This is a genomic window from Streptococcus sp. CF8-6 (assembly GCF_024295845.1).
Lineage (GTDB): Bacteria > Bacillota > Bacilli > Lactobacillales > Streptococcaceae > Streptococcus > Streptococcus oralis_BO.
Window position 1 is genome coordinate 1 of record NZ_JANCOF010000004.1, and the last position, 11,842, is coordinate 11,842.

Annotated in this window: 10 protein-coding genes and 3 tRNA genes; 11 read left to right on the plus strand and 2 right to left on the minus strand. The window is 38.7% G+C overall.

The genetic code is table 11. The features are described from left to right. The first annotated feature begins 5 nt into the window (after nt 1–5). The 3 genes from NML69_RS06570 (at nt 6) to NML69_RS06580 (ending at nt 279) form a co-directional block, all read left to right on the plus strand. Nucleotides 6–76 (plus strand) — tRNA-Gly (locus NML69_RS06570). Nucleotides 77–111: 35 nt separating this feature from the next. Further along, a tRNA-Ile gene (locus tag NML69_RS06575) sits at nt 112–185 on the plus strand. Between the two features lie 6 nt (nt 186–191). Next, nucleotides 192–279, plus strand: a tRNA-Ser gene (locus NML69_RS06580). A gap of 75 nt (nt 280–354) precedes the next feature. Here the strand turns inward: NML69_RS06580 and birA are convergent. Together birA and NML69_RS06590 are read right to left on the minus strand one after the other, a co-directional pair. After that, nucleotides 355–1,290: a bifunctional biotin--[acetyl-CoA-carboxylase] ligase/biotin operon repressor BirA gene (birA, locus tag NML69_RS06585; protein WP_254725868.1), complete on the minus strand. Its 936-nt coding sequence runs from the start codon at nt 1,288–1,290 to the stop codon at nt 355–357. After that, the gene (locus NML69_RS06590) at nt 1,287–2,147 is read right to left on the minus strand and encodes an AraC family transcriptional regulator (RefSeq protein ID WP_254725870.1); all 861 of its coding nucleotides are present in this window, start codon (nt 2,145–2,147) and stop codon (nt 1,287–1,289) included. The genes birA and NML69_RS06590 overlap by 4 nt, the downstream gene beginning before the upstream one ends. Before the next feature lie 107 nt (nt 2,148–2,254). On the opposite strand from NML69_RS06590, the gene NML69_RS06595 reads away from it, so the two are divergent. From NML69_RS06595 to NML69_RS06630, 8 genes are all read left to right on the plus strand, one after another. Beyond that, on the plus strand, nt 2,255–4,417 hold the full coding sequence (locus NML69_RS06595; protein ID WP_254725872.1) for an alpha-galactosidase: 2,163 nt from the start codon (nt 2,255–2,257) through the stop codon (nt 4,415–4,417). 34 nt (nt 4,418–4,451) lie between these two features. Continuing rightward, nucleotides 4,452–5,702 (plus strand): extracellular solute-binding protein, encoded by a 1,251-nt coding sequence (locus NML69_RS06600; RefSeq protein WP_254725875.1) that lies wholly within the window; start codon nt 4,452–4,454, stop codon nt 5,700–5,702. Between the two features lie 18 nt (nt 5,703–5,720). Next, nucleotides 5,721–6,593 (plus strand): carbohydrate ABC transporter permease, encoded by an 873-nt coding sequence (locus tag NML69_RS06605; RefSeq protein WP_033584257.1) that lies wholly within the window; start codon nt 5,721–5,723, stop codon nt 6,591–6,593. 16 nt (nt 6,594–6,609) lie between these two features. Next, nucleotides 6,610–7,443, plus strand: a complete 834-nt coding sequence (locus NML69_RS06610) for a carbohydrate ABC transporter permease (protein ID WP_000711271.1) — start codon at nt 6,610–6,612, stop codon at nt 7,441–7,443. Between the two features lie 282 nt (nt 7,444–7,725). Further along, a complete protein-coding gene (gene gtfA, locus NML69_RS06615) occupies nt 7,726–9,168 on the plus strand; it encodes a sucrose phosphorylase (protein WP_254725878.1) in 1,443 nt (480 codons plus the stop codon). A gap of 131 nt (nt 9,169–9,299) precedes the next feature. After that, a complete protein-coding gene (locus NML69_RS06620) occupies nt 9,300–10,493 on the plus strand; it encodes an O-antigen ligase (RefSeq protein ID WP_254726157.1) in 1,194 nt (397 codons plus the stop codon). Nucleotides 10,494–10,636: 143 nt separating this feature from the next. Continuing rightward, nucleotides 10,637–11,074 (plus strand): MarR family winged helix-turn-helix transcriptional regulator, encoded by a 438-nt coding sequence (locus NML69_RS06625; RefSeq protein WP_042902612.1) that lies wholly within the window; start codon nt 10,637–10,639, stop codon nt 11,072–11,074. Between the two features lie 3 nt (nt 11,075–11,077). Continuing rightward, entirely contained in the window at nt 11,078–11,842 is a 765-nt protein-coding gene (locus NML69_RS06630) for a nuclear transport factor 2 family protein (protein WP_254725880.1), read from the plus strand.

Here is an 11,842-nt window from a genome sequence, read left to right on the forward strand (position 1 = left end):
ATTAAGCGGGTGTAGTTTAGTGGTAAAACTACAGCCTTCCAAGCTGTTGTCGCGAGTTCGATTCTCGTCACCCGCTTTGAACTTTGTTCAATTACCAAGTTTTTTAAACTTGGGCGCGTAGCTCAGGTGGTTAGAGCGCACGCCTGATAAGCGTGAGGTCGGTGGTTCGAGTCCACTCGTGCCCATTAATAGGAGAATTACTCAAGAGGCTGAAGAGGACGGTTTGCTAAATCGTTAGGTCGGGTAACCGGCGCGGGGGTTCGAATCCCCCATTCTCCGTACGTTAAGAGAGCTGTTAGGCTCTTTTTTGTATGTAAATCCCCCTTCTAAATCATTAAAAGGGGGATTTGTTTATTACCAACTTGTTAGTGATATTTCTCCGCTATTTAGCCAGATAGTATGTTTATCTTCAAATTCGACTTGTAGTTGGCCAGATTCTGAGATTTCTTTTGCAAGACCTTTCTCAAATTTTCCGTCTAGCTGGAATGTAACTTCTTTTCCAAGAACGATTGATCTTTCTTTATAGATATAAAGTAGCTCATCTGAATCCGTATTGTAGAAACAATTCCATATTTCGCTGATGAGCTCATTACGACTAATTGGTGCAGGTGGCATAAATAGGCTGCCTGCTTTTTCTTTTAGGTCTTCTGGGAAGTCTGCTATAGAAAAATTTATACCAAGTCCGATAATGACGTCTGTAACCAAGCCTGTCTCAACTGATGTCATCGCTTCGGTGAGGATACCTGCTATCTTTTTATTTTTAAAGTAGATGTCATTTACCCATTTGATATCTACTTCTATCATAGTTAGGTTTTTAATGGCTTTGTAGACTGCAGCAGCTACAAGGAGAGTATAGGATGGGAGTTTTTCGTAGGGAAGGTTTGGTTGAATATGCAAGGACATATAGATTCCCCCCTGAGATGGAGAATAGTAGGGGCGTTGAAAGCGGCCACGACCTGCTGTTTGACAGGTTGAAAGATAGAGTGTATTTCCTTGGTTTCCAGCCTCAATCCCTTCTTTTGCATCTGTTTGTGTTGATTTGGTCTCAGGTTTGTAGTGAATGGTTAAGTTTGTTTTCTCGTGAATCAAATCAGGCAATATCAGATCGCCTTGAATAAGCTTGTAGCCTCTATTTTTGATACTGTCAATTTCTAGCCCTTCTTGTTGAAGACGTTGGATCGCTTTCCATATGGACGTACGACTTAAATTCAGTTCTTCTCCGATTTTTTCTCCGCTAACATAATCGTTTTCTCTAGCTAATATTTGGTAGACTAGTTGGTGTGATTTCATTGATTTTCCTTTCTAGCTGAGAGGGAATGAGAGTATTCTTTTCGAGTTTGACTAGGTGTTTTATGAAAAAACTGCTTGTAGGCTTTTGAGAAATGTAGTGGATCTGAAAAACCCACAGAATACGCAATGATTTTGATCGTTTCATTGGTGTGTTCTAGTAACTGTTGCGCACGGTTCATTCGAACGAAAAGTAAATACTCTTTTGGAGAGAGTTGGTGAAATTCTTTAAACACACTAGTTAAGTAACTTCTATGAACCGATAGCTCTTTTGCTAAATCTTGAATGGTGAGCGATTGTGGATAGTGACTATCAATTAATCGTTTGCAGTCAAGATAGAGTTGGTGGGTTGATGAAATATTCTCTTTTTTCTGATTAGGAGCAATAGTTCCTAGATGAAACATCAGTTCATGGAGTTGTCCCATGATGTGGAGTTGAGCCAATTCATTTGATTTTGTAATCTGAGCGAAACGGACAATATTTTCAACGAGTTTTGCAGTTGTCTGGGTATGACTAGTTTCAGATTGGATGAGGTAGGATTGGTCAGAAATTTGAGATAGAGCAAAGTAGTCAGGTGCTCTTCCTCCAGTGATCCCCAACCAGTAGTAAGCCCAAGGATCCTGGCTATCTGCTTGATAGAATGTTAATTCATCTGGTTTTAGTAAAAAGAAATCTCCCGCCTTTAAATCAACAATTTTCCCCTTATAATGGAATTGACCTTTTCCTTTAGTGATGTAATGGAGTACATAGGTATCTCGAATAGCTGGGCCAAAAGAGTAGTTAGGCGTGCATTCTTCATAGCCGTAAAAGCTAAGAGAAAGATCAATTGTTCCAGTCTGGTATTCTGAAAAAACGAGCATGTGCCACCTCCTACCTAACATTTTACCATACTTTGTAGACATTTCTCTATTTTAGAAAGCGCTTTTATTTGCTAAAATTTTATTAAGAAATCAATGAGGTACAATTTATGGGAATTCGGATAGAGAATAATCTATTTTACGTTGAGAGTAAAGGTCTAAGTTTGATTATTGAAAATAGGGATGGATTCTTATTATTAAAACATTTAGGAAAGACTATTAAGAACTATAGAGGTACTAATAGTGTTTACGAACGCGATCATGCTTTTTCTGGTAATCCCATAGCTACTAATCGAACCTTTAGTTTGGATACGCAACGTCAGATTTTTGGACAACATGGTTTGGGTGACTTTAGAAAACCAACTTTACAGGTTCAACATGATGCAACTGAAGTAACAGACTTTCGATTTGTAGAAGCAAAGATTTTAAAAGGTCAGAATGGTCCACAGGGTTTACCTTCTCCACACAGCATGGATGATACAGAGACGCTTGCCTTGATTTTAGAAGATTCTAAGGCTCAACTTAGTCTGACTTTGTATTATACTGCTTTTGATAATGATGCGACAATTGCTAGTTACAGCAAATTGGAGAATAATAGTAATCAGGAAGTTGTCATTCATAAGGACTTTTCTTTCATGGCTGATTTTCCTGCTGCAGCTTACGAAATAGTGACTTTACAGGGAGCTTATGCCCGTGAAAAGACTGTTCGACGTCAACAGGTAGAACAAGGAATCTTTTCGATTAGTTCGAACCGTGGAGCTTCTGGGCATGCTCAAACACCAGCTCTTCTATTATGTGATCAAGGAGTTACAGAGGATGCAGGGAATGTGTTTGCTCTGCAACTACTGTATAGTGGAAACTTCGAAGCTTTTGTCCAAAAGAATCAACTGAATGAAGTTCGAGTGGCTATTGGTATTAATCCAGAAAATTTTTCTTGGAAGTTAGATTCTAAGGAAAAATTTGAAACACCGGTAGCTTTAGTGACCTATTCAGATAAGGGATTAACTGGTATTAGTCATGAAAGTCAGAATTTTGTACTTAAGCATATTATGCCAAGTAAATTTTCTAAAAAAGAGCGTCCAATTCTTATCAATAACTGGGAAGCTACCTACTTTGACTTTCAGAGAGAAAAACTGTTAGAACTAGCTGATGAAGCTAAGAAAGTTGGAATAGAACTTTTTGTATTAGATGATGGGTGGTTTGGTAATCGCTTTGATGATAATCGTGCTTTAGGTGACTGGCGTGTTAATGAGGAAAAATTGGGTGGAAGTCTAGAAAGTCTGATTTCAGCTATCCATGAAAGAGGTTTGCAGTTTGGGCTTTGGTTAGAACCTGAGATGATTTCTGTTGATAGCGACTTGTATCGTAAACATCCTGACTGGGCTATTCAGGTTTCAGGTTATGAGCATACCTATTCTAGAAATCAATTAGTACTTAATCTTGCCAATTCTCAGGTAGTAGAATATTTGAAAAGTGTTTTAGATGAACTCCTCTCTCATCATGATATTGACTACATCAAATGGGATATGAACCGCAATATCACTAATCTGGGGAATGGTTCAGTTTATCTGGAAACCCAGATGCAGTCTCATCAGTACATGCTGGGGCTTTACGAACTCGTTTCTTATTTGACAGAGAAACATAGTCATATTCTCTTTGAGTCCTGCTCTGGTGGCGGTGGCAGAAATGATCTTGGTATGATGCGTTATTTCCCACAAGTCTGGGCTAGTGATAATACTGATGCTATTACACGTTTACCAATTCAATACGGTTCATCCTATCTCTATCCAGCCATTTCTATGGGGGCTCATGTGTCAGCAGTACCAAATCATCAGATGGGACGAATGACACCATTGGAAACTCGTGGTCATGTGGCAATGATGGGAAATCTGGGTTATGAGCTTGATTTGACAAGTTTATCAGATGAAGAGAAGTCTGAGATTGCTAATCAGGTGAACTTGTATAAAGAATTGCGACCAGTAGTCCAGTTGGGAAATCAGTATAGGTTAATCAATCCCGATGCTGAATCCAACGAAGCAGCTGTACAATTTAACTATGGAAATCAGACGATCGTAACCTACGTCCGAGTCCTATCAGTTGTGGAAACAATGGAAACCACCTTGAAACTGAAAGACTTAGAAGTGGAAGGGCTTTATGAGCTGGAAGGGACAAACATTGTTTATTCGGGTGCAGAGCTCATGTATGCAGGTTTAACTGTTACCCTATCACCAGGAGATTTTTTGAGTAGACAGTATAAATTCAAAAGACTATAATAAAAGCGTATAAATTTATCAAGGAGGCATTCCAATGAAATGGTATAAGAAAGCAGGTTTTCTTTTAGTAGCTGGGGCAAGTTTACTAGGCCTAGTGGCTTGTGGTCAGAACAATCAATCAGCTGATGGAAAGGTAACGATTGAGTTTTTTAACCAGAAGACCGAGATGGCAGATACCTTGCAAAGGATAGTGGATGATTTTGAAAAGGAACACCCTAATATTGATGTGAAGCTGACTACAGTACCTTCAGCTGGAATTGTGCTAAAGACTCGGATTTTATCAGGAGATGTTCCAGATATTATTAATATCTATCCTCAAAATATGGATTTTCAGGAGTGGGCGAAGGCAGGCTATTTTGCAGATATGACAGGAAAACCCTATCTTGAGAACATCAAGAATGACTATGCCGAAAAGTATGCAATCAATAACAAGATTTATAGTGTGCCTTTAACGGCCAATCTTTATGGAGTCTATTACAATAAAACAAAGTTTAAAGAATTAGGACTGGAGGAACCGAAGACTTTTAAGGAGTTTCAAGAGATTGTTAAAAAGATAAAAGATAGTGGGAATTCTCCATTTGCGGTTGCAGGCAATGAAGGATGGACATTAAATGGTTACCACCAACTTTCTCTCATTACTCTTACAGGTAGTGGAGATGCGGCTAATAACTACCTTCGATTTTCAAAACCAAACGCCATCTCTGCAGATGATGCTATTTTAAAAGCAGATGCAGAACGACTCGATTTATTAGCAGATAATGCTCAAGATGGTTGGCGTGGTGCCTCATATAATGATTCGGTGGTAGCATTTTCAAGTGAAAAAGCCTTGATGATGCCACAAGGATCATGGGCATTAGCGGCAATTAATCAACAGGATCCAAAATTTGAGGTGGGGATGTTTGCCTTTCCAGGAGAAGAAGTAGGGAAAGAAGTCACTGTTGGTGCAGGGGACATGGCATTATCAACTTCAGCTACTACCAAACATCCGAAAGAAACCGAAGAATTTATCAGCTATATGACTAGTCCAAAAGCTATGCAATCATACTATGATGTAGATGGATCACCTATTGCGGTAAAAGGCATACAGGAAAAAGAAGATTCAGCGCTTGCAGCTATTTCTAAACTGGCATTTACGGACAAACATTATGTTTGGTTGGGCCAACGCTGGAACTCTGAAGAAGACTTTTTTAATCTAAGTGCAGGTTACCTGATGGATAAAAATCTGAAAAATATGGCAAACAATCTCAATGCTTTCTCTAATCCAATGAAGGCAGATTTGGACTAGAATAGGAGTTAAGATGATATGGCTATTCGAAAATTTTTAAATAAATACTGGGGTTGGACATTTTTACTCATCCCGCTTGCTTTACAAGCTATCTTCTTTTACTTTCCGATGGTGCAAGGTGCTTTCTATAGTTTGACTAACTGGACTGGATTGACCTATAATTATAAATTTGTTGGTTTAAATAACTACAAATTGCTGATGATTGATGGGAAATTCTTCACAGCCATAGCCTTTACTTTGATTTTAACTCTGGCATTGATTATTGGAGAGATTACGATTGGGATGGTTGTGGCACGAGCCTTAAATTCTAAGATGAAGGGACAGACCTTTTTTAGAGCTTGGTTCTTTTTCCCAGCTGTTTTGTCTGGTTTGACAGTTTCCTTGATTTTTAAACAATTCTTCAACTATGGTCTTCCAACGATTGGAAAAATTTTAGGAATTAGCTTTTTACAAGAGAGTCTATTAGGAACACCTGTCGGAGCGGTAGTGGCAACTATTTTTGTTCTTCTATGGCAAGGAGTAGCAATGCCAATTATTCTCTTTCTTGCTGGTCTTCAGAGTATTCCAAATGATATTTTAGAGGCAGCATCAATTGATGGTGCAACAAGCAAACAAACCTTTTGGAAGATTGAATTGCCCTATTTATTGCCAACGATCTCCATGGTTTTTATCTTGGCTCTTAAGTCCGGTTTGACAGCCTTTGACCAGATTTTTGCGTTGACGAGTGGTGGTCCAAATAATGCTACAACGTCTCTTGGACTTTTAGTCTACAATTATGCCTTCAAGAGTAATCAATATGGATATGCGAATGCAATTGCCTTGATTTTATTTTTAATTATTGGAATTGTTTCTCTTATCCAAATCAAGCTATCAAAGAAATTTGAAATCTAATAGAGGAGTCCTACACATGAAAAAAGAAGAAAAATTGAATCAGTTTTGGAAATATGTCCTCTTGATAGTCGGTGGTATTCTTATACTTGTTCCTTTGTTGGTAACAGTGTTTAGTTCTTTCAAGACAACTAAGGATATCATGAATCATTTCTTTAGTTTGCCCAATCCTTTTACCTTAAGTAATTATGAACGATTAATTTCGGATGGAATTGGAGGCTATTTCTGGAATTCAGCAGTTATTACGGTGTTATCATTGATTGTAGTAGCTTTCTTTATACCAGCTGCTGCTTATTCCATTGCTCGAAATATGTCCAAGAAAAAAGCCTTTGCAATAATGTATTCGCTCTTGATCTTAGGGATATTTGTTCCATTTCAGGTGATTATGATTCCCATCACAGTTATGATGAGTAAACTCGGTCTGGCAAATATGTGGGGGCTAGTAATACTCTACCTAACTTATGCTATTCCACAAACTCTCTTCTTGTATGTTGGTTATATAAAAATCAGTGTACCAGATAGTTTGGATGAAGCTGCGGAAATCGATGGGGCTGATCGTTTTACAACTTATCGTCGAATCATTTTTCCAATGTTGAAGCCCATGCATGCGACAACTTTGATTATCAATGCTCTCTGGTTCTGGAATGACTTTATGTTGCCACTCTTGATTCTGAATAAGGATTCCAAGATGTGGACTTTGCCTCTCTTCCAATACAACTACCAAGGTCAATACTTCAATGACTATGGCCCAAGTTTTGCATCCTATATTGTGGGAATTGTAACGATAACCATTGTCTACCTCATCTTCCAAAAACATATCATTTCAGGAATGAGTAACGGGGCAGTGAAGTAACAAGATACAAAGCCCGTTAAAAGCTCACAGTGAAAATAGGGAATCTGAATAAGAAGCCTTGGCTTCTTGGAAGATTCATCTTTTTCACACAGAGCTTAGGGCGTGTTCAATTAAGATACAAAGGGACGGTTCAGCTTGTTGACAATTCTATGTAGAAAACAAGAAAATAGTACGTAGTTGCTTGCAGTCTATATTAGTACTGAACAAAAATCTAAAAATATCTTTCATTTACGAAGCCAGGTCATATGAGACTTGGCTTTCATCAGAAAAAGGAGAACATTTATGTCAATTCAAAATAAAACCATGTTGATTACTTACTCTGATAGTCTTGGAAATAATCTTAAAGACTTGTATGAGAATTTGGAAAAACATTTTGGAGATGCTATTGGGGGAGTTCACCTTCTACCATTTTTCCCGTCAACAGGAGATCGTGGATTTGCACCGGTTGACTATGACGAAGTGGATCCAGCGTTTGGTGACTGGGAGGATGTTAAGCGTTTAGGTGACAAATATTATCTTATGTTTGACTTTATGATTAACCATATTTCTCGTCAATCTAAGTATTATAAGGACTATCAAGAAAAACATGAAGCTAGTGAATTTAAAGATCTTTTTCTAAACTGGGACAAGTTTTGGCCGGAAAATCGTCCGACACAGGCTGATGTGGATTTAATATACAAACGTAAGGATCGTGCACCAAAGCAAGAGATTCTTTTTGCAGATGGTTCAGTAGAACATTTGTGGAATACTTTTGGTGAGGAGCAGATTGATCTTGATGTGACCAAAGAAGTAACGATGGAATTCATCCGTAAGACGATTCAACATCTAGCAAGTAATGGGTGTGATTTGATTCGTCTAGATGCCTTTGCTTATGCGGTGAAGAAATTGGATACCAATGATTTCTTTGTGGAACCAGATATTTGGAATTTATTGGACAGAGTTCGAGATATCGCTGCTGAGTATGGGACAGAGCTCTTACCTGAGATTCATGAACACTATTCGATTCAGTTTAAAATAGCGGACCATGATTACTATGTTTACGATTTTGCCCTTCCAATGGTGACCCTTTATACTCTTTACAGTTCCAGAACAGAGCGTTTGGCTAAGTGGTTAAAGATGAGCCCAATGAAGCAATTTACGACACTAGACACTCATGATGGGATTGGAGTGGTGGATGTCAAAGATATCCTGACTGATGAGGAAATTGACTATGCTTCAAATGAGCTCTATAAGGTTGGAGCGAATGTCAAACGTAAATACTCTAGTGCAGAGTATAACAATCTAGATATCTACCAAATCAATTCAACCTATTATTCTGCGCTTGGAGATGATGATGTCAAGTACTTCCTCGCTCGTTTGATTCAAGCTTTTGCGCCAGGCATTCCTCAGGTTTACTATGTGGGTCTATTAGCAGGTAAGAATGACTTGAAATTATTAGAAGAAACCAAAGAAGGTCGAAATATTAATCGTCATTACTATAGCAACGAGGAAATAGCAGAAGAAGTCCAACGTCCTGTGGTGAAGTCTCTTCTCAATCTATTTTCTTTCCGTAACCGTTCAGAAGCCTTTGAACTAGAAGGGACTATAGAGGTGGAAACACCAACCGCTCACAGCATTGTAATCAAACGTCAAAATAAAGACAAGTCCGTAACAGCAGTAGCAGAAATTGATTTGCAAAGTCAGACCTATCAAGTAGTGGAAAACGGCAGAAAAATTCAGTTCTAGTACTATATTGATGACAGAGTTTTTTGTGGTGAAAACGTGTTCAATGTTCCCAAATGACGGAAAAAATGGTAGAATATAAAGATAGTTTAGCATTTATCTTCTGGAGAAATCCAGAACAGAAAGGATCCGTTTTGAAATCAATTGGATTACTGGATAAGATAAGAGGGCTTTCGAAAAAAGATTTCTTTTTGTATCTGATGATCATAAGTATCTTTTTACCTTTTTATTTGTTCTTAGCTCTCTTTGCTTTATATTTGATAGGTTTACTCGTTACTGGTGAGATGAAGGGAATTATCAAAGGATTGGCCAAACATCCTGTACTTCTCTTTTTTATTGCCTACAGTAGTATCATCTCCATCGTCGCCAAGAACTGGCTTGGATTGGTTGCATCTTTACTGATGTTTCTCTTCCTCATTTTCTTTAGTTTCTACCAGAAACGTCTGACACATGCTTTCTTTCGACTGATACTGCAGACAATCTTGTTTGGTAGTGTGCTCTCTGCTGTTTTTGCTACTTTGGAGCATTTTCAAATTGTAAAGAAATTTAACTACGCCTTTCTTTCGCCCAATATGCAAGTATGGCACCAGAACCGTGCAGAGGTCACCTTCTTTAATCCGAACTACTATGGGATTATCTGTTGCTTCTGTATCATGATTGCCTTTTACCTCTTTACAACGACGAAGCTAAGATGGTTGAAAGTCTTTTGTGTGCTAGCAGGTTTTGTAAATCTATTTGGCTTGAATTTTACGCAAAATAGAACAGCCTTTCCTGCCATCATCGCTGGTGCCATCATTTATCTCTTTACAACCATTAAAAACTGGCGCGCCTTCTGGCTCAGTATTGGAGTTTTCGGGATTGGCCTTTGTTTCCTCTTCTCAAGCGATTTGGGTGTCCGTATGGGAACGCTAGATTCTTCAATGGAGGAGCGAGTTTCAATCTGGAATGCGGGTATGACTTTGTTTAAACAAAATCCGATTTGGGGTGAGGGTCCACTGACCTATATGAATTCCTATCCGAGAATTCATGCACCTTACCACGAACACGCGCATAGTCTTTACATCGATACTATTTTAAGTTATGGTTTGATTGGAACCATTCTCCTATCCATTTCTTCGGTGATTCCGGTTCACATGATGATGGATATGAGTCAGGAGTCTGGCAAACGACCAATTATCGGTCTTTATCTCTCCTTCCTTACAGTAGTTGCTGTACATGGAATTTTTGACTTGGCTCTCTTTTGGATTCAGTCAGGATTCATCTTCTTGCTGGTTATGTGCAGTCTACCACTGGAACATCGAACACTGGTGTCTGAAATGACAGATTAAGTTACTCAAGAACGAAGATCTTCTACTCTAGGTAGGAGGTCTTTTTTGTTGGTGAAAATTATTTCTAAATCGAAATAGTTGACAGATGGAACGATAGGTGTTACAATAAAAACAATTCGATATAGAAATAAATTGGAGAGATCATGAAAGATAGTCATTTAGTTGCCCATCATATTCGTTTATTGAATGGGCGGATTTTTCAAAAGTTACTGAGTCAGGATCCTGAGGCTCTTTATCGGAGTGAACAGGGAAAGATTTTAGCGGTTTTATGGAATAGTGAGACAGGTTGCGCTACAGCCACAGATATTGCGCTGGCGACTGGACTTGCTAACAATACGCTCACAACCATGATAAAGAAACTTGAGGAGCAAAACCTGGTCATCATTAGCCCATGTGGAATAGATAAGAGAAAGAAGTATGTCAAGCTAACGGAGCAAGGTTTGTCCCAGAAAGAAATTGGCCAGCGTGTCAGTCAAAAATTGGATGCAATTTTTTATAAAGGATTCACTGAGGAAGAAATTCGTCAATTTGAAAGTTATCAAGAACGCATCTTAGAAAATTTAAAAGAAAATGAGGCATAAATCATGTCAAAACAAGTTGAAAATGCTCACAACCTATACATTCATGCTATTCAAGATGGACGAGTTGCTGAGGCTCAGGCCCAGTCTGTAGGAGATACCTACATTCAACACTCGACAGGAGTGCCAGATGGGAAAGAAGGGTTTGCGGCTTTCTTTGCAAATTTCTTTGAGCGCCATCCCGAGCGTGAGATGAAAATTGTTCGCACTATTGAAGACGGCAATCTAGTCTTCGTCCATGTTCATCAATATCTCAATGGTGGGGAAGCTCAATGGGTGACGACAGATACTTTCCGTGCGGATGAGAATGGTCGTATCGTGGAGCATTGGGATGTTATTGACTACTATCGTGCTCCAGAAAACGGCCAATTAGACCAGATTTTTGGAGATTTTAAGATCAAGGATTTGGATAAGACAGCAGAAAATAAAAAGTTGGTTCGCCGTTTCTTGACAGAAATTTTCCAAAATGGGGAACTGGAGCAGTGGAATGATTATGTGGCAGACGATCTGATTCAGCATAATCATGAGATTAGCCAAGGAAGTGATGCTTATAAAAACTATGTGGCTGAACATGGTGTCACTTTCGACTTTGTTTTCCAGCTTTTGGGACAAGGAAACTATGTGGTTAGCTATGGACAGACTCATATTGATGGAGTTGCCTATGCTCAGTATGACATCTTCCGTTTGGAGAACGGCTTGATTGTGGAGCATTGGGACAATAAGGAAGTTATACCTAAGGTAGAAGACTTGACCAACCGAGGAAAGTTTTAA